The organism is Paraburkholderia tropica, assembly GCF_014171495.1.
Classification (GTDB): domain Bacteria; phylum Pseudomonadota; class Gammaproteobacteria; order Burkholderiales; family Burkholderiaceae; genus Paraburkholderia; species Paraburkholderia tropica.
The window spans coordinates 880,967-901,429 of record NZ_CP049134.1 but is presented as its reverse complement, the minus strand read 5'-3'; the positions used below and the strand labels follow the sequence as shown (position 1 = coordinate 901,429).

Below are 20,463 nucleotides of genomic sequence, written 5' to 3'. Positions count from 1 at the left end.
CTATATGTATGCGACGCACGCCCTACAGGGCGTCAGTAGGCGTCTGGTACTGGAAGATGTACTGGAGCGTGACAACCCCGATGCCGCCCTCAGCATCGGCCGCGCGCGGCTCGTCAGTCGTCCCTTCGAGCACCCCCATGAGGCCGGCTGCGTCGAAATTCATGACGAGAGGATGAGCTAGCTCAAAGATAGAATCGGAGGCGCGATCAGGTGCCGCATCGCGTACGACCGCTGTGAGCATAAAAATGCACTCTCGCGTCGTCACACCGATGTCAGGCGTCGGCACGTCACGACCGCGATGCACAACGAGCACAAGCGGCTCGTTGCTGCCGACAGCGTCATAAATGGAGCGCTCGACACGCACCCCGAGCGCCTGCAGCTGCACGTCGGCGGACAACAACTGCATGAGAGCTTCGACATACGACTCCCGACGCGTCGTCATTTGGCAACCTCCAGATCGGCGAGCATGAAGAAACCGTCGTCCTTGCGCCTCGGCGGTCGGCGCACACGGTATCGCACCGCATCGATCGTTAGAATCGAGAAGCGAGCGAGGTCCGGCAGATCATCCGCCTGGTACTCGATCTGGTACTCAGCGACTGTCACCTGACTGTCCAGCTCGAGTTGATCGGGCGATGCGAAGCCGACCAGCACGCCATCGGGAATGCCGTCGACATAGGCTGTCTTCAGCATCCCGACGGCAGCGATGGCCGCCCAGAACACGCTGGGATCAAACACGTCAGCCACCGGGCAAACGAACGCGTGCGGTCGCGCTGTTCGCGACCACGGGCGCTGCGAGCACGCCGTACGCCGTATTGCCGTCGGACACCGTCGCGATCGTGCCGGCGGCCGTGAGATAGGCTGCATCGCCAACCGCACCGGCAGCCGCCGCATCTGCCGGGAATTCGTAGACTCCGACCACGGCGTACTCTCCCGGCGTATTCGCGGCATACGTGCCGAATGCGACTGCGGGCACCTTGGCACCCCCGAGAGCGACGGGTTGACCGGAAGTGACCGCTGCGGCAAGCGTCGCCGTCAGCGTCTTACCTTGCTGAATGAAGTTGTTCATATAGGGTTCCTGTCGGAAATGGTTCGCATGAACTGCAGATCACGTCGGGCACACGAATGTGCCCGACGCTGCCTTACGCGCCCGCGTTCTTGTAGAGACCGCGGAAGTCGATCGCCTTTGCCGCGAAATCGAGGCGGGCCTTCACCTTGAGGCCGTCGACGTCGAAGTCGAGCGCCTGTTCCGTGTAGAGCCCCTGTTCGCCGTCTAGGTAGCAGTATTCGACCGTGTCGATTACCGCGGGGTCGGCGACGAGATACCAGGCGGACGGGCTCACAGCATCCAGACGCGCCTCGACGATCGGCGTGAGCGTGCCGAAGAACGGGTTCTGATCGCCCGCCTGATTCGGCGTGTACTGGTTGCTCGTGTACTGGCCGGCGATCGTTTCGAGCGCAGCCGGAACCAGCAGGAAGCTCGGCGCCAGATTCAGCGCGGTGCCGTCGCCGGGTGCCTTCTGCACTCGCATCGCAGCGCGCCCGGCCGACAGCGACGGGATGCCGATTGCTGCCGCCTGGCCGAGGTTGCCGTGCTTCGCGTGGAAAATCGCCGTACCGTCGGACATCGCCGCGTTGGCCGTCAGAGCGCCATAGACCATGTCCAGTTCGAGGTTCGCAGCCGCACGCCCGAAATACAGCGGCACGCGCTCAAGCGCCGACAGATCATCGTTGATGATCATCTGACGCGTGAAGGCGACGATCTTGCCGTACGTGCCGAGCTGGATCGTTTCGCCACCGTCGACGAGCTTGCCGTATTTGTATTCGCCGGCCTCGTTCACCTTTTCGAGGTTCAGCGCACCGTCGACCATCACGCGGGTTGCAGCTCGGAAGTCGTTCAACGTTCCCTGGCGAGCCCACTGCGAGAACGAGCGCGGCGCGGCACCGTAGGCATCGCGCAGTGTGCGGTTGATGACGTTGCCGAACACGACGGGCAGATCCGACGTCGTGTTGTAACCACGCTCGCCCATGCCGAGCGCGACGCCTGCGAGCTGGCGACGATCAAAACCGCGCGTATCGACGCCAACCGCTTCGAGACCGACGCGGCAGAATTCGCCGAGCGTCATGCCGCGATACTGACGACCTGCATCCGTGAGTTCCACGCGCGGATTGATACGATGCATGAGCGCATTCGTCATCGCGTCACGACGCGCGTCCGTTTCGTCGGCGACCGTCTGGACGTTCGTCTGCGAGCGCGTCTGCGTCGCGTTCGAACGTTCGGCCAGCATGCGCAGCAACTCGACACGCACCGCATCGACCGTCGCACCGTTGTCGACGAAACGATCGATCAGCCCCTGCTGATCTTCGAGCGTGCTGGAGCGCACCGCTACGCGGATTTCCTGGACGCGTTGCCGCTCTTCCGACTGGGCCTGAGTGCGAGCCCCTTCAACGCCTTCGGTCGACGCGGTAGTCGAGTGTGCCGCCGTAGCGGTCGTCGCATTGGCTGCGCCGGCGGCGCGGGTCTGGTTGTTTTCATCCGGCATTGCTGCTCCTTGGGTTTGCGGCGAGGCGTTGGCCCCGTTGGGTTGACTTCCTGCGCCTCGCTCGACGAATTCGCAGGGATAGAAACGCTGCTGGCCGTCCGGCTCACCACGCGTGGTCGAGCCGGCGTCAGCCGGGATCGCGACGAGCGAAACCTCGTAAGGCTCCCAGTCCGTCGCGCGGTAAATCCATTGATCGTTGCCCTGCTGGCCGGGCGGGATCATTTCGACCTTGTACGTCCGATAGCCGACAGAGACGTTGCGGAGAATGCCGTCCTGCACGTCCTGAAAGTACGGCTCGGCTATGTCACGCTTCGAGAACCGCAAAGTCGCTTGGCCGGTTCCCGATGCGCTGTTCAGCGACGCCGAAGACACGACGCCGAGCACGCCATCAAGGCCAGCCCAGCGGCTATGGTTGTTGAGCAGCGGTGCGCTGCCCGATTCGAGGCGCTGCATACGCACAGCACCGGGCTGCGTGCTCAGCTCTTCGAGATAGTTGCGATCACGCATCCAGTCGTAGCGCAGCACCTGCGCGCCGGTCGTCCACGTCACGTCGACCGTGCGCGAATCGGCGTTGACCGACGACACCGGCATGTCGCGGCCGAGAATCGGCATCGACGAGCCGCGCTGCTGCGCGCCTTCCTGCTGGGTTGCCTGGGGCATCTAGGGCTCCAATGAAAAACGCCCGCGATGGCGGGCGTTTGCGGTTTGAATTGACGTCTAGTTGACGGTTGTGGTCGGCGGGACGATGTCTTGCGCGTAAGGATCGGACTCGATATCGGCATCGACTTCATCCGGGTCGTCGCCAAGCTCGCGAATGCCCTGCTGACGACTTTTGAGACGCGCCTCGATCAGCGAGATCAGGCCGTTCGCCTCACGCACCGGATCGATGAATTCGATGCGCTCCGGTGTCCAGCTTTCCTCGGCCGTCGGCTTCGGCGTAAGCCCCGACAGGTAAGCCGTGGTGACGAACCGCGCGGCGATACGCTCGCAGAGCATCGGAATCATCAGAAGCCATTGCCGCTGCTCCATGATCCGCTTGTATTCCATCTTGCCCATCCGGCCGCTCGTGAAATTGACTCGCGAGTAGTCACCGGTAAGCTGCTCATACGTCGTGTTAGTGCCAGCGGCGAGCGCCTGCAGCTCGATCGATACGTGATCCTTGTAGCCGTCGCTCGCGGCCGGAGCGGCAAACGTGACATCCTCACCAGGCCGCATGTATTCGATCTGGCCAGGCGAAAGCGATTCGACACGCGGGCCGTTCGCTGCACCTGTCGATGTCTGCCGGCCAACCTGGAAACTTTCGTCGCTCGACGTGACAAACGCCGTGAAGCACGCTTCGATCTTTTTGCGGATCAGCTCGGCTTCCTGATATTCGTCCAGATCGCGCGCCTTCCAGATTACCGTCGCGAATTCGGGCAAGCCGCGCACCGACCCGGGCCGCTTGATGGCATCAAACAGGTGAATCACGTCAGCGGCCGGCACGAAGCTGCTGACCATGTTACGCGGCACCGTCGCAATCTCGCCCGGATGCTGGTTGTAGAACCAGTAACCGGTGCGCTGCCCGATCATGTTGAACTGCACGCCGAGAATCACGAAGCCGCCGGGCACCGGGCCCGTTTTCGTGCTGTCGAGAAAGTCAGCTTCGAGCACCTGAAGCTGCAGGGGAATGCTCAAGCCGTCCTGCGGAAGCCGTGCCCGGAAGCGAATAAAGACTTCGCCCGACTCCTCCATCGCCCGATATGCCTGCGCCTGAATGCCGTACAGGTTGAGCAAGCCGCCCGCGTCGCATTCCTTGATCCATTGCTTCCACAACGTCTGCAATGCCGGGTCTTTGAACTTGGCGCGAATGCCCGTGCCGACGAGATTCGCCACCTTGACGTTAAGCGCATGCGATAGATACGGATTGTTTCGGATCAAGTCGCGCGACCGGTTGCGCAATGTCGCGAGCGCTGGCCCCAGCTCGGCATTCGCGCTCGTGCCGGTAGCCTTCCAACCGATCGCGCGCGGGCCACGCTTCGCGCCGTCGAATCCGCGAGCCGCATCGAGCATCATGCGCGCCCGCATTCGCCGCGCACCCGCCGCCGGTGCGACCGCTTCGATCATCCTGTCGAGCAGATTTCGTTTCATCAGAAGCGCTCCATGATCGCGATACTGGAGCGCGGCCGGCGCCAGGGGTTTTGCGCATCCAGATCAGCCTTGATCGTGTCGCGAGCCGAGAGCAGCTCGCTCATCTGCCGGAAAGTTACTTTTTTCCCGTTGTATTCGACAGTGAGCGTGCCGCTCGCGATTGCGCGCTCGACGGCGTTGAGATCCTGCGTTGTAAATGCCATTACGATCGCCTTAGCCAGTTGTCACGACGCGGAACCCACGAATTCGACGCAGGTTGCTGCTGCGGCTGCGCCGCGACGGGTTGAATGGTTGCGCCAGCAACGTCTACAGCGGCCGTAGCGGGCTCAGGCAACTCGGGCCACGGGGTAACATCGTCCATTGCCTCGGGATCGCTCTGGGCGGCCTCGACGGGCTGCGCAAAGAGATCGCGCACGCGCGGCTGCATGATCAGCTCAAGCGCCGTCCAATCAGCGTCCTGATACGTGTTGAGCCGCAAACGTGGGTGATACGCGCACGCGAAGTTGTAGACCTTCAGGTCGAGAGCTTCGTTACGCTTGCGCAGCTTGTCCCAGCGATCTTTTGCCGGGTTGTATGCCTCCGCGCAGAGCTGCTCGAAATACTCGTCTTCGAGGTCTTCGGAGAAGTGCATGCGGCGGTCAATGACTTCGCGATCCTCATCGGCCGCGAGCGTGCCGAAAATCCGATCCTTCGCCGTGTCGGTGCCGACCTGCCACACCTTGACGCCGTTTTTGATCGTCTTACCGTTTTTCGTCACGTCCTGATCGCTCGGCCGGCCGACGATCGGGCGATGCTTTGTTGACGCGCCCTTGACGGCAAACACCCCGCGATGCGCTCGAGTGCGGCAATAGTCGTATGCGTCCTGCGTGCGGTTGCCGCCGGTGTCCACCGCGCACAGCTCGATTCGCATCGGCACGCCGAAGCTGTTTTCGATCGGCGTGTCGAGAATGCGATCGAGCGCCGCCCACGGCTCCGGCGTCGCCGGGTCGCCTCGAATCACAACGTGATCGACCGTCCAGTTGCGCATACCGCGCCCCCAGCCGGATATCTCGACTTCGAGGCGATCGCCCTGTGTATCTACCGACGCCGTGAGCAGGAGAACGCCGAGCGGGATCGAGCGCAACCGGTACGCTTCCGCCCGGCGCTTGATCGACTCCCACTTCATTTCGGCGCTCTTATCCTCCCAGCACTCCGCGAGCGCATTGTTCGTGAACGCAATGCGCTTTTCGACATCGTTCTCGCTCGCCTCATAGTCGGCCATCAACTCCGACCATGGACGCCAACCCAGAGGCGCGTAGAGCGCGCTAAGGTGGAAGCTTGCCGTGCGACCATCGCCTCTCGCTGTCGGCATCCAGTACGCGTCTGGATACCGAGACTTCCACGCGTGCTCCGGACTGCCAACGCCACACCCCGGCGACGTGCAATAGCAAAGAACCGTCTCGGGCGCGGACTCAACGCGTTTGAAATTGGCCCAGTCGAAATACTGCGCAACGCCGCATTCGGGACACGGCACGTAATACCGTCGCTGATCACCCGCCTCGTACAGCTTTTCGATCTGGGATCGACGTTTGATCGTCGGCGTACTGTTCGCGAAGATCTTTGCACGGCGCCCAAAGTTGCTTGTGCGGTTCTTCGCGAGGTCGATCGGGTTGCCCTGCCCGTCGACATTGAGCAGGTATTCGTCGATCTCTTCGAGCAGCACATAGCGCACTGTCGTCGACTTCAGGCGCCCAGCGCGTGTTGCGCTGACGAGATTCATGATCCCGCCCGGGAACCGCTTGCGCAGCTTCGTGTTGGCGCTGCCCTTGCGATTGGCGTCCTTTACGCGCCGCCGCAGCTCCGGCGTCGACAGACGCATCGGCTCGAAGCGGTCCATCTCCCACTTCTCGGCATCATCCTTCGTCGCGAACACCGCGAGGATATTGCCGGCGGCGCTCGTGATGCTGCGCCCGATGAAATTCTCGCCGAGCGCTGAGCCACCGAGCTGGTGTCCCTTCTGCAGACCAACTACCGTGACCCAACTGTTATCGAACGGGCGCGTGTCATCGTGATCGTATCGAGTGACGCTGCTCGCATGACCGGACAACGCGTCCATAATGCCGACGAGGTACGGCGTGCGCGAATTGCGCCACTTGCCCGGCTCAGGACTGCTCTCCGGCAGAACGCGGTGGTCTTCGGACCACTGTGCAATGCCAATGCGCTTGTCAGGCCGAATCGCCTCCCCGATCGTCTTCAGAAAGCTGTCGATCGCTCCCATCGTCTTCGTCCGTATCTTCTTCCTGCATCAGCTTGCTGACGTCGATCGATGACAGCGCCCGCGCCAGCTCGTCTTCGAGCATCGACTCGACACGGTGCGGATCGCTTTCCGCTGCGAGCAGGTCCTTGATGCGCACGGGCACATTCATGACGCTGTCGCGCAACGTCCGAAATGCGGTGAATGCGAGGCGGGTTGCGTCAGCGAGGTCGAGCAGGTTTCCGAGATCGCGCTCCAGCTCCATCGACTCGCGCTTCGCGCGCGTGGTCTCGCGCTCGGCACGCGCTGCGCGGTACGCCGTCATGTGAGGGTCGTTCGATTTCGCGGCAGCCGGGAAGTCGTCTTCGCCGTCAGCCGGGGGAAGCGTTGAGTCCGATTCGAGCGCCCGCGTCGAGCGCGAGAGGTCCGTGAATGAGCGACGGCTCTCATCGGTGTTGCGTCGCCATGCCGTTTCGGCAATCGCGGCGTCGATCTTGCCGTTGGCGTTCAACGCGATGCGGCCAGACTTGATCGCCTTCTGCACCGCGTTGAGCGCCACGCCCATGTGGCGGGCAAAGGCCCGCTGACTCATCTCGGCCATCTGACCACCCTTTGACCACCGAAAATGACCACCTGACCACCCAGGCGACCACCCTGAAAAAGCTTTGACAACGCATGCGGAACGTGGCTCGAATTACCCGCATCGGCAGGAGTCCAGGAGGGACCCACGACAATGCGAATGATTCTTATCTATGTGGTTGCGGCCCTGCGGCGCGCACCCGCAACAGGCTATCGACCTAGACACTCAATAGCGAATGTCTAGCGACGCGTCGCTAGCGCCATCGCAAGCGCTGCCTCCATCTCCGTCGGCAACGTCGCGGCTGACGTCGCATCGGCCACGTCGTAAAACGGAAACCGGCGCGAGTATGTTGGCGCGCGGACGAACATCAGAATCGGACGCACCGCATAACCCTGCGCAAACTGGTATCGCGCCCAGACCCCAAGCGGCAAGCGTCCGCCGCCGGGCCGACCAACGAAGTAACGAACGTCCGCCGTCGGGTTACGTCGCTTGCGGCGGCGCGATGTTGGCGTTTCGTTCTGCGCGGAATCTCGCGAAGCCTGTAGCTGCGCGAGGATCTGCGAATACTGGCCACGGCTGAAGTTGCCGTACTGGTCAACCTTTGCCGCGCTGCCGGGCACGGTGTACATGTCGGCGGGCAGCAACCCGCGCGCGCGAAGGAGCGCCTCAACGCGCTTCACACTTCGCGGCCCACCGTCGACTTGAGGTGCAAGGTACTTTGTCGCGGGCGTACCCTTGAACGACTCATCCTTGTAGCTGACTTCCGCAATCAGTTTCGTTTTCGTCGCGGGCTTGAGCCGCAGAGCATTGAGCGTATATGGCGTCGGGCGATCGAACACGTTGCGCATCGTTGCCTGCTCAACGGCTATCACCGCTTTGCCGGTGCGATTCAGCGCAACCGAAGCGGCGTATGGTAATTGCCGCTGCACGTGATCGTCGACAGCTGCTTCAAACTGCGTGGTGTCCAGATTGACCGCAAACGAAGATCTCGACATTTTCAACCCCGTAGAAAGGCGAAACGCCTGAGCGAATCGCCTTTCGCACTTTCAGTGCCAGCGACTACGCCGTTGCTTGCTCGACAGCCTGCTGCGGATACAACACCGACAACGCCGCATTCGTCGCGGCCTGAATTGCCACGTCGGTTTGCTGAGCGTCGACCGCCTTCAGAGCGAGCGCGATCTTGATCGCTGCGTCGACATTGCTGCTGGTTTTCGGGGCCTGTTGGTTCGAAGCTTCCGGCATTTTTCCCTCGATGGTGGAAATTAGCGCGTCGAGCGGTGACTGCTCGATCGCATCGACAATTGCTTCCACAGAGGAAGCAACACGTTCGACAGTCGATTCGACCGACTGGGCTTCGGAACGGCCCCAGTGGAAGATCGACTGAAGAATGGATTTCAGAGACATGGACAGCCTCCAATGCAAAAAGCCCCGAGGCTCGCGCGCTCAGGGCTTTAGATATGCGGGTTTCGTACGGACGAACGCCCGCCGAACAATTCCCGGCAGGCTGTTGGCATGTTATTCGTCGCGCCGCTCGCGCGATTCTGTACGACTGCCGGGACAGGGTTGCTCCACGAGTGTGCGGGGCTCACAGCTTCCAGTGACGCGGTAAAGGTTGCATGGCGCGGAGTATAGGCAGGGTTTTTCTTGGAATGCAACTTTTTCATCGTTGCATCCGGCGGCGCACTGTGTCGTGTGCGGCACCGTCCAGCTCGTCCAGCAGCGCGTGAACAGCGTGGAAATGAGACTTCCATCGCGCATGATATTGCTCCAGCGGAACACTGAGAGCCCTTGCTCGCGCGCCGTGATCTTCCGGCCGTCGGCCTGTCCCGCGACACACGCCGCAGATCTGCCGCCCTGCAATTTTTGACGCGATTTCGACGTCATGCTCACCGATGCCGTGACACTGCTCGCATCGCTCAAACTCGCGATACACGATTGGGCCACTTCCGTCACGTCGCGCTGCGAACGGAATCCGATACTCGTCCCGGCACACTCGACCGTCCCCATTGCAGCTCGCGCAGACCACGCGCTGATGGGTCACAGCCTTACCGCGACCGCTCACGCCTCGTCCGTCGCACGCGATACAGACGTCCGCGATCCATTCGACGATGGCCTGCCGTGCGAAGCGCTCAATGATGTCCGTCGCAAGCCGTTCGACCTTTTTTCCCGTGAGCGCAGCAGTCTTCTCCGCCGCTCGCGTCACACCGGTAAATTTCGAGCGCGCGAATTTACCGGGTTCACGCATTCGCTTCGCCAGAAGCAGCGCGGCCCGATTCAGGCCGGACCGCTTCACGTCCTGCCCGTATTTCATTCGCCACAGCAGTCGACCGAGATCGTTGGCAAACGCGAGCGCGCCCAAAGTAACTTGTGGGTCCGCGATCGGATCGGAGAATTGCCCGCGCACATTCATCGCGACACCGGCTTGCTCTTTCAGGTCGATCATCGAGTTACTCCCTTTCGTCCTACTGTCCCAATGTCCCAATGAAAAAGGGTCGTGACTGCGCGCGGGCGCCTGCGACATGCGCACCCTCGCCCGCACATCGCGCACGTCGCAGGCGTCACGCGCACGCACACGAGGGCCGGCGCTTGGGACGTCGGGACATGGGACGCCATCGGGCGCGCCGCCGCGACGTCACTGGCGCGCCGATACAGGCTGACGCGCGCGCCACGGGACGCGGCGCGAGTCGATTTACAGCGGCGCATCGTCGTCCTCCGTCACTTCTGCGAGCGCGCCGTCTGCGGCGATTACGGATACAGGCTCCTGTGCGGGCGGCTCGTAGTACCACTCGCGCGTACCCTTCGATTCGCGCTTGCGGACCCATCCCAACGACTTCATCGCCTTCCCGATACGCCGCTGCTCGGCTGGCGTCCACTTCGAGATTTCGAGCTTGAGGCACGAATTGAGGATGTCTTCCATTGTCACGCGCGGAAGGAACTCGCAAAAGCGAGCGATCATCGTTTCGTAAATGTCGCCTTCATAGCGCGCGTCCTGCTCCGCCGAGAACAGATGCTTCTCTTCCGGAAGCACCTGCCACGGCGCAGGCAAAATGCCCTCCGCTTCGGCATTGGCCCGTTCCCACTCGCAGTATTCCGTGTACGCCTCGGCCCAGATCTGATCGCGGTTCGCTGCGAGCCCCTTCAGATCGAGGACGTCCGCCGTTCGAACAGGCCAGTAGCGGCGATTACCGGATTCGTCCTTCAGATACGTGTCGAAATTCACCGTTCCGCCGAAAACGCTCTGGCGCGGCACATCAATAGCCCGACGAGCATATGGCGGTCGATACGTATCCACTGCCGTCGTAAAGAAGCGTTTGGCGTTCGACGAATCAGACTTGCTCAGCGCATCCAGTTCGGCCAGCTCGATCACCCATTTGCCAGCCATCACCGCGAACGAATCCTTATCGCCGATCACAATATTCGCGTCGGTGAACCAGCCAGGGCCGAACAGTGTACGGAATGCGGCGGACTTACCAGCATCCTGTTTGCCTTCGAAAATCAGCACGTTGTCCATCTTGCAGCCAGGACGCATCACGCGCCCGACCGCGCCGAGCAGCCACTTGTACGATACGTGGCGGACATACTCGCTATCCTGCACGCCAAGCCACGTCGTCAGCCAGCCACGCAGGCGAGGCTGACGATCCCACTGCAGGCCAGCGAGATAGTCCCGGACTTCATGATAGCTATTGCGTTCGGCCGCGAGAAAGACCGCGTCTGCGATCACATCAGGGCGCGGGCTGAAAGAGTAGTTCTGGCCAAGCCAGAGCGCGCAGCGCGCATCGTCTCGATCACCCCACTCGCCCTTCTCGCCGCCTTCGAAGGGGGGCGCCGTCAGCTTCATGATGCGCAGCGCAAACTTCTCGAAGGCCAGCACGCCCTGCCAACGCTTGTCGTGCGTGAGGATCGCGAACACGTTATCGAGACAAGGCAGCAGCGCGTTGGATTTTTCCGCGCGGCGCAGGCGCTGTTGCCACGTGAAGTGACTGTTCTCCCCTTCGACGCCGTCCCACTCGGGCGTATCGCTCTCCGCGTCAGCCGACGAAGGGGTAGCCGAGGGAGTGCCGACGAGCGAACGAACGCCGTTGTCACCGACAGCGCTCACGACACCCGCCTTTTCGAGATCATCGAGCAGATGAGCGGCGCGGTTATAACCAATCTTTAGCTCGCGCTGCAGCGCCGATATCGATATGCGCTTGCCCTTGCGCACATGAGCTGCGGCTTGCTCGTATAGCGGATCTTGCCCGCGATCAACGGCGTGCAGATGTGGAAATGGAGGGATTTCGTCGTTGGCCGGCGCGAGCGCCGCGAGCAACGCGCTCTCGACCTGTGCCTTGACCACGTGCAGCCCTTCCTCGACGTGGAGATCGTTGAAATCCGTGAGCTTGCGCTCACCGCGACCCGCGAACATCGGGATCGTGACGCTCGCGTTGCCGACGGCTGCCGCCGCAGCGCGGGCGTACTTGACGCCTGTGTTTTCGAATCGGCGAACGCGCGGTGCAACGCCGTTGCGCTCAATCACGAGCTCAATGAACGAAACACCGTTGTCGTCGCGCTTGCCAGTTGCACGCACAGCGTACTGGAGCTTGTTGTGCGAGATCTGCGTGGCGTCGTCGGCGTCCACGAAGAACTCGCCGTCGAACCCATACTCGTCACGCAAATGTTCGCGCATGCGGCGCTCGATGACCCAATCGTCATCGGCGCAAATGAGGATATGAATGTCCGGGCATGCTTCTCGAAGCGAACGCGCAGCGCCATGGATGCCGCCCGCGTCAAAGCAGACAACGAGCGGAATGCGGTTCTCGGTCGCCATACGGATCGAGCGGCCAGTCGCATAGCCTTCCGCGATCATCACCAGTTTGTCGTCTGGCTCGATATCGCCGAGCTGGAGCGCGGCGCCGCCCTTTTCCATGCCCTTGTTGAAAAGCTTGCTGCCGTTCGGCGCGATCTTCTGCAGCCCGGCGAGCTCCGCCCCGTCGGCGCGATAGTGGTACATCGGCACATACAACGTGCCGTCCGCAGCAAAGCGCACGCCTTCCGGCGTGATCTGCTTGCGGCCGAGGTACTCCGACGCGCCATCTTCCGACGCCGCATCCCACTGCGAGCGCGCGCGATTCGCAGCGAGTTTCGCCTTTTCACGCGCCTTCGCGGCCGAAACTTCTTCGAGCCGCTTCTGGCGCTGGCGCGATTCTGCGAGGGTCTCCGGAGACAGCGCTGCGCCCTCCCATCGGAAAGTCTGTGCGCCATTGTCGTTGCCGGACCAATAGCCAAATGCGCCCGTGTATCCGATGACGGAGCCGCCCTGGACGATCTCGTGAATCGAATACCAATACTTCTTGCCCGGGCCGTAACGATGAGGTCTGCCATTGTCGGAGACGCGCGGATGCCCTTCCGGAGGTTTCGGATGGCCCGCAGCCATCAATTGATTTGCGATCTGATCGAGTGTCGCCATTGATTAGCGCCCCGTGCCTTCGACAATGATGCGCGGGAAGAGAAGACCCTCGTTATTGAAATACGAGCGCCATTGGCGACGGCCAGCGCCGAAGCGTGAAACGGCACCATTCGACAGTTTGGACACGAGAGGATGCCGCGCTCGAAGCGCAGATGCGGTACTAGACAAAGTCACTTTGAGCCCCGGAAAGTTATTTGCCGCGTAGGCGGCGCCACTCGGCTTCATGCAGGCTCCGGAACGTCTGGATCTGCCCTGCTGTCATGTAGCCCGCGATGAAGCCCGCAAATAGGCGCCGCTCAGTCACTGTGCGCAATGTGGCGCAGTGATAGGCGGCGGCCTTTATAAATTCGTCGAAATGCCCGATCTGCCGCGCGCGGACAAGCAGCATGTCCGCCGGGAAAATGGGGCAAAGGGTCAACAGGAAGGGAAACAGATCGGCGGGCGCATGCTGTGCGAGACGAGCCATCTCAATGGATGCGCATTCGAGCTGGTGATCGAGATCGCAACAAAGCCCCGCTTTCGCGCGGAACCGGTTGCAACACGCCATACCCCTTTCGAAGTGCATGCTTAGCGCGCGGGCTTGTTGCTCACGCGACGCACCGTCGCAACCAGGCGATCGAGCATTCGCTGGCTCCCGCGTGCGGCGGCAACGATATCGTCTGCCTCCTGACCAGTGACGACGTCATCTTCAAGCGCCGCATGAACCTGCTCGGCGACGATGCCGGTATGACGAGCTAGGTCAAGTGCGTGCAAGGCAACGTCGCTTGTCGTATTGCCCGCAGACGGCGTTTCGACTGGCGTCGCGCTCAGGCCGAAGCGCTCGTTGAGCGCGATAAGGGCGTCGCGATAGTGCGGCTCACGGCGCTCTTCCATCCATTCGATCAGCAACTCGAACATCTCCATCGAGAGCCGGTTTTCGCCCTCACCACGCAGACGAAGACGCAGGCTTTCCGTGCCGATGTTACGGCCGCGACGATTCGTGAGAAACGCCGCAGCGTCTGCCACGCCACCCTTGGTGTTACGGACCGACGTGTACAGCACGTCAAGCCACTCGGCGCCGCTATATCTGCAAGTCATTCGTGCCCCGCTTATCTTTGTGGACCTGATTTTTCATTCTGTTTACCGCCGATCGCGCCGACTACGATTCACCTTGCACGGTCGCGATCCGGTCAGCTACTGCTCACCGGATCGCACCGTCGGATGCGACTCGAAATAGTTATGCAACGCCTGGACGGTGGAAAAACGCGGATCGGTGACGCTTCGCGCGCTCAGCTTCATAAGCGTCGAGTACGGAACGCCAGCGCCAACCGCGATTGCCCGCAGATTGCCTTTTTCGCTGCCGAGCCGGACGAGGACCTGCTCCAGCAACGTCGTGCCTTGGATCTCCATACGACCCCCTGATATGAATACCGGCATATTAACCATAAATGGTTATTTAAGCAACCCAATGATGGCTAAACATAGCCGCAACTGGTTACCCATTAATGGCACGCTCGCTGCCATGAGCAGACAAGACACAAAGCAGATCCTTGCGAGAAACCTTCGCGAACTCATGCGCCGGAGCGATTCGCTCGACACACAGGTGAAGGTCGCCCAGCGCGCGGGCATTGCACAGAGCACAGTAGGCCGCCTACTGCGCGGAGAGGTGCACGCGCAGCTCTCGCAAATCGAGTCATTGGCGGAGGCATTTAAGGTCGACGTGACGGCGCTACTGAATGAGAGCGGCCCAATCGACACGAACGCGAGCGGACCACACGACGACACGTTCGAACGCCTCTCCGATGACGAGAAGCGGCAGGTACATGACTTTGTGGTGTTCTTGGCGGGTCGTCACGATTCGGACGAGCGCCCCGTAATCGTTGGAGAGGTCAAGCGAACTACCACGACCAAAGCTGAGGCTAGAAGGCAGGCGGACGAATACTCGGCAGCCGTTGCCGAGACTTTCAATACCGACCAGATGAAGAAATTGCCGGCCGAATTGGCAGGGCGGCTAATGCAGGCAATCCAGCGTGAGCTTAATAATGACACGCTGAGCCTGAGCAATGAACGCGAACAAGAGACCAAACACACCGTGCAGCACCACAAACGTTCTTCATCTCGTTGACTTCCGGGAGCCCGAACGGCCCACCAGGGATGATGCGACGCAAGCACATGCAGCACGCATAAGGCTAGTCAACGACATCGTCCTGTCGAGACTGAAGCACCCTCAAAAACCCGCGCTCGCAGCCGCCGCTGCTTATATCGATGCAAACGGTTGCATCGGCATAGCTGCCGCAGGTATCGAGCCAGAGATGGCGATCCCTCTAGCCGATGAACTTCGAGCGCTCGCTCGATCGATCGAAAGCCACGCCACAAAGCAACGCACACGCCCTAAAAAACAACGCGGCGTTGCGCTCATCGGAACCTTAATCGCCATCAGCTTCGCGGCCGCAACTTACTGGAACGACGTTGCGTGGATCGACGCCGCCCTATCCCTTGCCGCTCAAATCGCCGCCGGCTACCTTTCGAAGCGCAACCTTTTCTGACATAACGGCCTCCCTCCCGGCTGAACGTCAGACCCAAAAATAACCATTTATGGCTTTACACAAAAACCATTAATGGTTATTCTTCGTCCCACGCGCACGGTGCGCGCTGGAGATCCACATGAGTTTCGAAGACGTGAACGGGGACGGGAGGCGCGCGTGGCTACGGGAGGAGCAAGAGCCACGCGTTCGGCAGCACGTACCCCAAAGCAACTTTGAGGAGTCGCCGCACTGGCGAATCTGCCTGCTGATCGCAGTGATAGTGATTGGAATTAACGTCTTTTCACCCGATCCCGATGTCGGTTCAGGCGCGCAACGCGCCCATCCCCTCCGATCTCAGGCGGCTGTAGACGCTCGCAAGTGGGTGTCAACCCAACCCAGCCACGCAGCTCAAGACTCGGCCGGAGCCTGACATGCCGCCGCGTGTTCCCGTCTCCGATCTGGATATCGCACGGGAACACCGCCTCGGCCGCTTTCCCGGCTCCGCCGCTGACGCCATCACAAACCCAGCCATGCGTATCTGCCTCACAAACCTCGCTGAGATGAGGAAGAAACGCGAGCAGCCTGCCGATCAACTGGTCGACGGGAAGCGTCTCGCCGCTGGCGATTCGGAGTAACACCACATGCCCCGCATCAAACAGACCACAGCGCCTGAATTGCAGCAATCGCGCCGCGACACACTTGGCTTGCGTTCGGTCGTCTTCTACGACCCGACAGCTCCGCGCCCGACTACGCCGGTTATGGTCGGGCAATACGTCGTCGCTCGTCGCCCGCTTCTCGACAGCATCTACACCCTTTACATGATCCTTGACGGCAAGACCGTCGTCGGCACCCAGATCTCGTATCCCTCGGAAGCGGATTGCGCCTCGGCAGTTCTGCGCTACCGCGCCGCGCAGGCGGCATCGATGGCTGATACGACGATCACGAAAGCAAAGAAGCGCCGCGCACAACCCGCAGTGGCGGAGGTTGCTTGATGCTCGCGATCCTCATCACGATCGCGACCTGCGCGACCGCGTGGTTGTTGACCAGCCCGCAACCCAATCGAACCGTCGGCGGCCTCTTCGGACTGATCGACTCGATTCTCTGGCTCGTCGCCGGCATCGCCGCCGGCAAGACTGCCGTCATCCTCATCGCCGCATTCTGCGCACTGTGCTTTCTGCGCCCCCTTCTGCGCAGCCGATCGGTGAGCCTTTTCGGGAGCAAGCATGCAAACTGATCTTTCACCTATCTGCAAGTCGTTGATCGCACTGCTCGCCTCGGGCGCCTCCTTCACCCGAGGCGAGATTTATAGCGCGCTTCCGGACGCAGACCGCGCAACCGTCGACCAAACGCTCGACATGCTCGTACGTGCCACCGTTGTCATCGAGGGCGATCTGGTCGGAGCCGACGACGCCCGGGGTCGCGTGCCCTGCTACTACCTCGGCGGCGCGGGCGGCCGCAGCTCCCATCAGACGCCCGCAAAACTGGAACTAGCCGTCACCGGCGAGCCGTCTTCGCACGATGATTCACTGGCAATCAGGACGGTGTTCCGTGGTGGGAAAGTCTATGTCGCCGGGATTGGCGCGTCGCCCGCGACCGTAGACAATGGCTCGCGCGCCGACGCACACACTGGCGAAGATCCTAGCGGCGTTGCCTGTGTGCAGATCACGCGCCACCGGAACTACAACGTCGGGAGCGCTATCCGTCACCTTTGGTGTGTTGGCCTGCGCGACGGATCTTCGCGCGCAGCGCGCGAGCAGATCAAAGCGATCAAGGAAGCCCGCTTCTATCTCGATGACGAGGTCGAGCGCCTGCAGCTCACGCTGGCACAGGGAGGTGCAGCATGAGCGACAAACGCACCAGCCCGCTCGTGCTTGACGCCATGATCGTTACGGGCAACACGAAGGCCGCAGTGAAAGCAGCAGGCGGCGGTTCGTCTGACCTCTGGACGGTGCCGCCCGAGCACATTCATTACGACCCGCGCGACAACGTGCGGCCGCTCAATAAGGAGCGGGTGCGCAAGATTGCGGATCTGATCAAGGCCAACGGATACGACCGCAAGAAGCCGCTCGGCTGCTTCGTGCGCAAGGTCGGCGGCGAGGATCGGATCTTCGTCTACGAGGGCCAGCATCGCTACCACGGCGCCCTGCTCGCGATCAGCGAAGGCTACGAGATCGACCGGCTGCCGCTCGTCATCGACGAAGCGAAGTCCGTGACCCGAGCGAACCTGATCTACGCCGGAGTCATCAACAACGATAGCGAGAAGCTCACGCCGCTTCAGTTGGCTGAGCAGATCGTCGAACTGCAGGCCCTCGGCGAGGAAAACAAGACGATCTGCGAGCGCCTGGACATCACCGATCAGACGATCCGTGACTGTCTGCTGCTGGCGAACGCGCCGATAGCGATCCACAAGCTTGTTCGCGAGCAAGCGGTAACGTCCACGCTTGCTATCGAACAGATCCGCGCGCACGGGCCCGAAAAGGCACTTGAACGGCTGCAGCGCGGCATCGAGGCGGCGAAGGCGACTGGCAAAGCTAAAGCAACGAAAAAGCACGTGGAGGCCGCATCCGCCGCGCCAGCAGCACTCGCGCCGAAAAAAATCAACGACACGCAGACAAAGCAACTTTTGCAGGCGCTTCAGTCGGTGCTGCATGACCCGCTGTTCGGCAAGCTGTCTCCCGGCACGATCGAAGGCGTGCATCGAGCGCTTACGCCGTTGACCGATCTGCTGGACGCCTCATTGTCGAAGCGCACGAAGGCTCGACCGATCGATGTGCCCAATGAGCATGGCGTCTATTCGCATGAAACGATTGCCTCACCCAAAGGAAACAGACTCGGCGTCGCGCCCGCTGAGATCCATCTGGCACGGGTAACGGATAACGAATGGATCTATTCGACGTCACTCTCGCTCGGCAATGGCGTTTCGAGCAGCCCGTGCAAGCGTTATTCGGGCGAAGCCGCCTATCCAACGCGCGGCGCAGCCATTCGTGCGGCAGTGCAGGAATTGACCCGCAAGCTTGACCATCCGAATTTCAGCAAAGCGAAAGAGCTGCCATCGGTTCACATGTGGCTCGACAAGCTCTACCTCGCTCCGGACCCTGACTGGACGGAAGCACTTGCCAACACCGCTGCGAGGCCCCAATGACGGTGCTCGCGGCCACTTCTACCCAACGTCCGCTGCCGCGTCAGCGGGGCGACGCGGAAAAGCGCCCGAGGCTTTCCCTCGCTGGCGCCGTTCCGGCGCAGCCTTCGAACGTCAACGACAACAACAGCGGGCTCACGCCCGCTATCCAGAAGGACGAAGCGCCGCGTGCGCGGCGCAAACCAATCCAGACGAACGAAGCCCCGTCTGATCGACGGGGCAACCTCGCGCGCATCGAAGCGCTCGCAATTGAGATCCGCTCGCTGGCCGAGGCAATCGTACTCGGCGCGGACATCGAGCTGCTCGACCTCATGCGCGACGAGACGGGCAGCTATAGCCGACACAAAGCAGCGCAGGAAGCGCGCACGTGGGCCGAACAAGGGCGCCTGACCGTTGAGACTGGATTGATGCAACTGGAGCGTGCGATGCGCTCCACGACCATTCGAGGATGACCATGAACGAACACCAACTCCGCGCGATTCACGCGCAGGCGTGCGCCGCTGTCGCGCGCATTGATCGCAACCTGTCTCCGTTCGAAGACCGTTTCTGGCCTCTTTATCTGATGAGCGCTATCGCCCTGTCGGCCGCGACACCACCCCTTGCGCCACGGCGCGCGATCATCTTCCGTGTCGACGTGCAAGCCGACACGAAGCAAGAGCTTTCGGACGCGCTGTTCAACCTGTCCAATCGCGTCTCAGGTGGTGATCTCTCGTCGCACTCGATCTCCGGCGGGTACGGTTCCGGCTACGAGCATTGGCTAACCGTCCACGATGGGCCAACGCATGACGAGTATGTCGTCCAACTCGACGACTACCTCAAGCGCAAAGCGGCGGTGCAAACCGAAGGTAACCCCGATCCCACAGGTGGCGACCATGACGGTGTACGTTGACGACATGTACCTTCACAGCATCGGACGCTTCGGCCGCATGAAGATGTCGCATCTGATCGCGGACACCGACGAAGAACTCCATGCGCTCGCCCAACAGATCGGCGTCGCGCGCCGCCACTGGCAACCGCTCACCGCCACGTCAGGCAGTCACTACGACATCTGCATGAGCAAGCGTGAGCTCGCCATCGCCGCCGGCGCGGTCGAAATTACATTGCGCCAGTGCGCTGCGATGAACAAGCGTCGACGCGTGACCGGCCAGCTCGGCGACCCTCAGAGCGCTGCGGAGTGGCTGGTCAATCGCCTTGTGGAGCGCGGCGCACGACTTAACAGAATTAACGGGGAACAACGATGAGAACGCCGATCAACGCGCTGCCGGGCCGCTACACGCCTACTCTGATCAACGGGACGGTTCAGCACAAGCGAGACAAAGCGACTTTGCAGATCGATGCCGTGGCGCTCCTTCGCGAGAGCGGACCGTTGCCGAAGAAAAAGATCATCACCGCGCTTCGCACCGTCAAATGGCTCGTCGACGAGGTAATGGAGAAGGCCGAAACCGACGGCGAAATCGAGCGCTTCCGCAAGCTCAGCCCACGCAAGCGCATGGACGAATACTGGTGCATCGCCGGAATGGCCCCCGCGAAAACGACGGCGCGATTCAACGCGGCTGCTGTGCTTGCAGCGATGCAGGCCCACGCTCTTCAACTCGCAACCGGAGGCCGCGCATGAGCCTGCTTACGCGTGCGTATATTCTCGAAAAATTCGGCGTGCGCCTGTCGGTGCCGCAGCTCGCGCAACTGCTCTCGATGGCCGAAGGCACGGTGCGCAACCAGATCAGCGCAGAGATCTTTCCGATCCCGACGTATAAGGAAGGATCGGCACGGTTCGCGCCGTATGAGGCTGTCGCGGACTATCTCGACAGGATGTCGGAAAATGCTAGGCAGAAGGCAGCATGAAGTGGGCAGCTTGGCCAGCTTGGGCGAGTCAAACACGCCCCAGTTGGCCCGA

At 61.6% G+C, this 20,463-nt stretch carries 27 protein-coding genes; 12 read left to right on the top strand and 15 right to left on the bottom strand.

All coding sequences use genetic code 11. The features are described 5' to 3' along the window. Positions 1-22: 22 nt before the first annotated feature. The 15 genes from G5S35_RS04030 to G5S35_RS03960 all read right to left on the bottom strand — a co-directional run bounded on the left by G5S35_RS04030 (position 23) and on the right by G5S35_RS03960 (position 14,315). A complete protein-coding gene (locus G5S35_RS04030; protein ID WP_183038632.1) occupies positions 23-442 on the bottom strand; it encodes a hypothetical protein in 420 nt (139 codons plus the stop codon). Then, the gene (locus tag G5S35_RS04025; RefSeq protein ID WP_183038631.1) at positions 439-735 is read right to left on the bottom strand and encodes a head-tail joining protein; all 297 of its coding nucleotides are present in this window, start codon (positions 733-735) and stop codon (positions 439-441) included. Before G5S35_RS04025 ends, G5S35_RS04030 begins: the two co-directional genes overlap by 4 nt. A gap of 1 nt (position 736) precedes the next feature. After that, on the bottom strand, positions 737-1,066 hold the full coding sequence (locus tag G5S35_RS04020; protein WP_183038630.1) for a capsid cement protein: 330 nt from the start codon (positions 1,064-1,066) through the stop codon (positions 737-739). 73 nt (positions 1,067-1,139) lie between these two features. Next, on the bottom strand, positions 1,140-3,200 hold the full coding sequence (locus tag G5S35_RS04015; protein ID WP_183038629.1) for a prohead protease/major capsid protein fusion protein: 2,061 nt from the start codon (positions 3,198-3,200) through the stop codon (positions 1,140-1,142). A gap of 57 nt (positions 3,201-3,257) precedes the next feature. After that, positions 3,258-4,643 carry a phage portal protein gene (locus tag G5S35_RS04010; protein WP_237181337.1) on the bottom strand — a complete coding sequence of 462 codons (1,386 nt, stop codon included), beginning with the start codon at positions 4,641-4,643 and terminating at the stop codon, positions 3,258-3,260. A gap of 23 nt (positions 4,644-4,666) precedes the next feature. Continuing rightward, positions 4,667-4,870, bottom strand: coding sequence for a phage head-tail joining protein (locus G5S35_RS04005; protein ID WP_183038627.1), 204 nt, complete (start codon positions 4,868-4,870; stop codon positions 4,667-4,669). Next, the gene (locus tag G5S35_RS04000; protein ID WP_183038626.1) at positions 4,870-6,924 is read right to left on the bottom strand and encodes a phage terminase large subunit family protein; all 2,055 of its coding nucleotides are present in this window, start codon (positions 6,922-6,924) and stop codon (positions 4,870-4,872) included. The genes G5S35_RS04005 and G5S35_RS04000 overlap by 1 nt, the downstream gene beginning before the upstream one ends. Further along, positions 6,872-7,501: a hypothetical protein gene (locus G5S35_RS03995; RefSeq protein ID WP_183038625.1), complete on the bottom strand. Its 630-nt coding sequence runs from the start codon at positions 7,499-7,501 to the stop codon at positions 6,872-6,874. The genes G5S35_RS04000 and G5S35_RS03995 overlap by 53 nt, the downstream gene beginning before the upstream one ends. A gap of 218 nt (positions 7,502-7,719) precedes the next feature. Then, positions 7,720-8,475 (bottom strand): hypothetical protein, encoded by a 756-nt coding sequence (locus G5S35_RS03990; RefSeq protein WP_183038624.1) that lies wholly within the window; start codon positions 8,473-8,475, stop codon positions 7,720-7,722. A gap of 64 nt (positions 8,476-8,539) precedes the next feature. Continuing rightward, a complete protein-coding gene (locus tag G5S35_RS03985) occupies positions 8,540-8,884 on the bottom strand; it encodes a hypothetical protein (RefSeq protein ID WP_183038623.1) in 345 nt (114 codons plus the stop codon). A gap of 256 nt (positions 8,885-9,140) precedes the next feature. Continuing rightward, positions 9,141-9,923: a hypothetical protein gene (locus tag G5S35_RS03980; protein WP_183038622.1), complete on the bottom strand. Its 783-nt coding sequence runs from the start codon at positions 9,921-9,923 to the stop codon at positions 9,141-9,143. 246 nt (positions 9,924-10,169) lie between these two features. Continuing rightward, on the bottom strand, positions 10,170-12,926 hold the full coding sequence (locus G5S35_RS03975; RefSeq protein ID WP_183038621.1) for a VapE domain-containing protein: 2,757 nt from the start codon (positions 12,924-12,926) through the stop codon (positions 10,170-10,172). Between the two features lie 190 nt (positions 12,927-13,116). After that, a complete protein-coding gene (locus tag G5S35_RS03970) occupies positions 13,117-13,491 on the bottom strand; it encodes a hypothetical protein (RefSeq protein ID WP_183038620.1) in 375 nt (124 codons plus the stop codon). Positions 13,492-13,493: 2 nt separating this feature from the next. Next, complete coding sequence (locus tag G5S35_RS03965; protein ID WP_183038619.1) at positions 13,494-14,003, bottom strand: phage regulatory CII family protein; 510 nt, start codon at positions 14,001-14,003, stop codon at positions 13,494-13,496. A 96-nt stretch (positions 14,004-14,099) separates the two neighbouring features. After that, positions 14,100-14,315, bottom strand: coding sequence for a hypothetical protein (locus G5S35_RS03960; RefSeq protein WP_183038858.1), 216 nt, complete (start codon positions 14,313-14,315; stop codon positions 14,100-14,102). A gap of 13 nt (positions 14,316-14,328) precedes the next feature. On the opposite strand from G5S35_RS03960, the gene G5S35_RS03955 reads away from it, so the two are divergent. The 12 genes from G5S35_RS03955 to G5S35_RS03900 all read left to right on the top strand — a co-directional run bounded on the left by G5S35_RS03955 (position 14,329) and on the right by G5S35_RS03900 (position 20,411). Beyond that, positions 14,329-15,030 carry a helix-turn-helix domain-containing protein gene (locus G5S35_RS03955; protein ID WP_183038618.1) on the top strand — a complete coding sequence of 234 codons (702 nt, stop codon included), beginning with the start codon at positions 14,329-14,331 and terminating at the stop codon, positions 15,028-15,030. Further along, a complete protein-coding gene (locus G5S35_RS03950; protein ID WP_183038617.1) occupies positions 14,969-15,451 on the top strand; it encodes a hypothetical protein in 483 nt (160 codons plus the stop codon). Before G5S35_RS03955 ends, G5S35_RS03950 begins: the two co-directional genes overlap by 62 nt. A gap of 410 nt (positions 15,452-15,861) precedes the next feature. After that, positions 15,862-16,065, top strand: coding sequence for a hypothetical protein (locus G5S35_RS03945; RefSeq protein ID WP_183038616.1), 204 nt, complete (start codon positions 15,862-15,864; stop codon positions 16,063-16,065). 6 nt (positions 16,066-16,071) lie between these two features. Continuing rightward, positions 16,072-16,422, top strand: a complete 351-nt coding sequence (locus G5S35_RS03940) for a beta-hexosaminidase (protein ID WP_183038615.1) — start codon at positions 16,072-16,074, stop codon at positions 16,420-16,422. Beyond that, the gene (locus tag G5S35_RS03935; RefSeq protein ID WP_237181336.1) at positions 16,422-16,664 is read left to right on the top strand and encodes a hypothetical protein; all 243 of its coding nucleotides are present in this window, start codon (positions 16,422-16,424) and stop codon (positions 16,662-16,664) included. Before G5S35_RS03940 ends, G5S35_RS03935 begins: the two co-directional genes overlap by 1 nt. Next, entirely contained in the window at positions 16,654-17,274 is a 621-nt protein-coding gene (locus G5S35_RS39265) for a hypothetical protein (RefSeq protein WP_202034991.1), read from the top strand. The genes G5S35_RS03935 and G5S35_RS39265 overlap by 11 nt, the downstream gene beginning before the upstream one ends. Continuing rightward, positions 17,271-18,572, top strand: coding sequence for a transcriptional regulator (locus G5S35_RS03925; RefSeq protein WP_183038613.1), 1,302 nt, complete (start codon positions 17,271-17,273; stop codon positions 18,570-18,572). The genes G5S35_RS39265 and G5S35_RS03925 overlap by 4 nt, the downstream gene beginning before the upstream one ends. Continuing rightward, positions 18,569-19,021 (top strand): hypothetical protein, encoded by a 453-nt coding sequence (locus tag G5S35_RS03920; RefSeq protein ID WP_237181335.1) that lies wholly within the window; start codon positions 18,569-18,571, stop codon positions 19,019-19,021. The genes G5S35_RS03925 and G5S35_RS03920 overlap by 4 nt, the downstream gene beginning before the upstream one ends. 2 nt (positions 19,022-19,023) lie before the next feature. Continuing rightward, on the top strand, positions 19,024-19,458 hold the full coding sequence (locus tag G5S35_RS03915; protein ID WP_183038612.1) for a hypothetical protein: 435 nt from the start codon (positions 19,024-19,026) through the stop codon (positions 19,456-19,458). Further along, entirely contained in the window at positions 19,442-19,810 is a 369-nt protein-coding gene (locus G5S35_RS03910) for a DUF4031 domain-containing protein (RefSeq protein ID WP_183038611.1), read from the top strand. The genes G5S35_RS03915 and G5S35_RS03910 overlap by 17 nt, the downstream gene beginning before the upstream one ends. Then, the gene (locus tag G5S35_RS03905; protein WP_183038610.1) at positions 19,807-20,184 is read left to right on the top strand and encodes a hypothetical protein; all 378 of its coding nucleotides are present in this window, start codon (positions 19,807-19,809) and stop codon (positions 20,182-20,184) included. The genes G5S35_RS03910 and G5S35_RS03905 overlap by 4 nt, the downstream gene beginning before the upstream one ends. Then, complete coding sequence (locus G5S35_RS03900) at positions 20,181-20,411, top strand: hypothetical protein (protein ID WP_183038609.1); 231 nt, start codon at positions 20,181-20,183, stop codon at positions 20,409-20,411. The genes G5S35_RS03905 and G5S35_RS03900 overlap by 4 nt, the downstream gene beginning before the upstream one ends. Positions 20,412-20,463 lie beyond the last annotated feature (52 nt).

What these genes read in the sequence shown, in the direction of transcription:
- G5S35_RS04030 (WP_183038632.1), bottom strand. Translation starts at nt 442, where the DNA reads ATGACGACGCGTCGGGAGTCGTATGTCGAAGCTCTCATGCAGTTGTTG.
- G5S35_RS04020 (WP_183038630.1), bottom strand. Translation starts at nt 1,066, where the DNA reads ATGAACAACTTCATTCAGCAAGGTAAGACGCTGACGGCGACGCTTGCC.
- G5S35_RS04015 (WP_183038629.1), bottom strand. Translation starts at nt 3,200, where the DNA reads ATGCCCCAGGCAACCCAGCAGGAAGGCGCGCAGCAGCGCGGCTCGTCG.
- G5S35_RS04010 (WP_237181337.1), bottom strand. Translation starts at nt 4,643, where the DNA reads ATGATCGAAGCGGTCGCACCGGCGGCGGGTGCGCGGCGAATGCGGGCG.
- G5S35_RS04005 (WP_183038627.1), bottom strand. Translation starts at nt 4,870, where the DNA reads ATGGCATTTACAACGCAGGATCTCAACGCCGTCGAGCGCGCAATCGCG.
- G5S35_RS04000 (WP_183038626.1), bottom strand. Translation starts at nt 6,924, where the DNA reads ATGGGAGCGATCGACAGCTTTCTGAAGACGATCGGGGAGGCGATTCGG.
- G5S35_RS03995 (WP_183038625.1), bottom strand. Translation starts at nt 7,501, where the DNA reads ATGGCCGAGATGAGTCAGCGGGCCTTTGCCCGCCACATGGGCGTGGCG.
- G5S35_RS03990 (WP_183038624.1), bottom strand. Translation starts at nt 8,475, where the DNA reads ATGTCGAGATCTTCGTTTGCGGTCAATCTGGACACCACGCAGTTTGAA.
- G5S35_RS03985 (WP_183038623.1), bottom strand. Translation starts at nt 8,884, where the DNA reads ATGTCTCTGAAATCCATTCTTCAGTCGATCTTCCACTGGGGCCGTTCC.
- G5S35_RS03980 (WP_183038622.1), bottom strand. Translation starts at nt 9,923, where the DNA reads ATGATCGACCTGAAAGAGCAAGCCGGTGTCGCGATGAATGTGCGCGGG.
- G5S35_RS03975 (WP_183038621.1), bottom strand. Translation starts at nt 12,926, where the DNA reads ATGGCGACACTCGATCAGATCGCAAATCAATTGATGGCTGCGGGCCAT.
- G5S35_RS03970 (WP_183038620.1), bottom strand. Translation starts at nt 13,491, where the DNA reads ATGCACTTCGAAAGGGGTATGGCGTGTTGCAACCGGTTCCGCGCGAAA.
- G5S35_RS03965 (WP_183038619.1), bottom strand. Translation starts at nt 14,003, where the DNA reads ATGACTTGCAGATATAGCGGCGCCGAGTGGCTTGACGTGCTGTACACG.
- G5S35_RS03960 (WP_183038858.1), bottom strand. Translation starts at nt 14,315, where the DNA reads ATGGAGATCCAAGGCACGACGTTGCTGGAGCAGGTCCTCGTCCGGCTC.
- G5S35_RS03955 (WP_183038618.1), top strand. Translation starts at nt 14,329, where the DNA reads ATGAATACCGGCATATTAACCATAAATGGTTATTTAAGCAACCCAATG.
- G5S35_RS03950 (WP_183038617.1), top strand. Translation starts at nt 14,969, where the DNA reads ATGAACGCGAACAAGAGACCAAACACACCGTGCAGCACCACAAACGTT.
- G5S35_RS03945 (WP_183038616.1), top strand. Translation starts at nt 15,862, where the DNA reads ATGCCGCCGCGTGTTCCCGTCTCCGATCTGGATATCGCACGGGAACAC.
- G5S35_RS03940 (WP_183038615.1), top strand. Translation starts at nt 16,072, where the DNA reads ATGCCCCGCATCAAACAGACCACAGCGCCTGAATTGCAGCAATCGCGC.
- G5S35_RS03935 (WP_237181336.1), top strand. Translation starts at nt 16,422, where the DNA reads ATGCTCGCGATCCTCATCACGATCGCGACCTGCGCGACCGCGTGGTTG.
- G5S35_RS39265 (WP_202034991.1), top strand. Translation starts at nt 16,654, where the DNA reads ATGCAAACTGATCTTTCACCTATCTGCAAGTCGTTGATCGCACTGCTC.
- G5S35_RS03925 (WP_183038613.1), top strand. Translation starts at nt 17,271, where the DNA reads ATGAGCGACAAACGCACCAGCCCGCTCGTGCTTGACGCCATGATCGTT.
- G5S35_RS03920 (WP_237181335.1), top strand. Translation starts at nt 18,569, where the DNA reads ATGACGGTGCTCGCGGCCACTTCTACCCAACGTCCGCTGCCGCGTCAG.
- G5S35_RS03915 (WP_183038612.1), top strand. Translation starts at nt 19,024, where the DNA reads ATGAACGAACACCAACTCCGCGCGATTCACGCGCAGGCGTGCGCCGCT.
- G5S35_RS03910 (WP_183038611.1), top strand. Translation starts at nt 19,442, where the DNA reads ATGACGGTGTACGTTGACGACATGTACCTTCACAGCATCGGACGCTTC.
- G5S35_RS03905 (WP_183038610.1), top strand. Translation starts at nt 19,807, where the DNA reads ATGAGAACGCCGATCAACGCGCTGCCGGGCCGCTACACGCCTACTCTG.
- G5S35_RS03900 (WP_183038609.1), top strand. Translation starts at nt 20,181, where the DNA reads ATGAGCCTGCTTACGCGTGCGTATATTCTCGAAAAATTCGGCGTGCGC.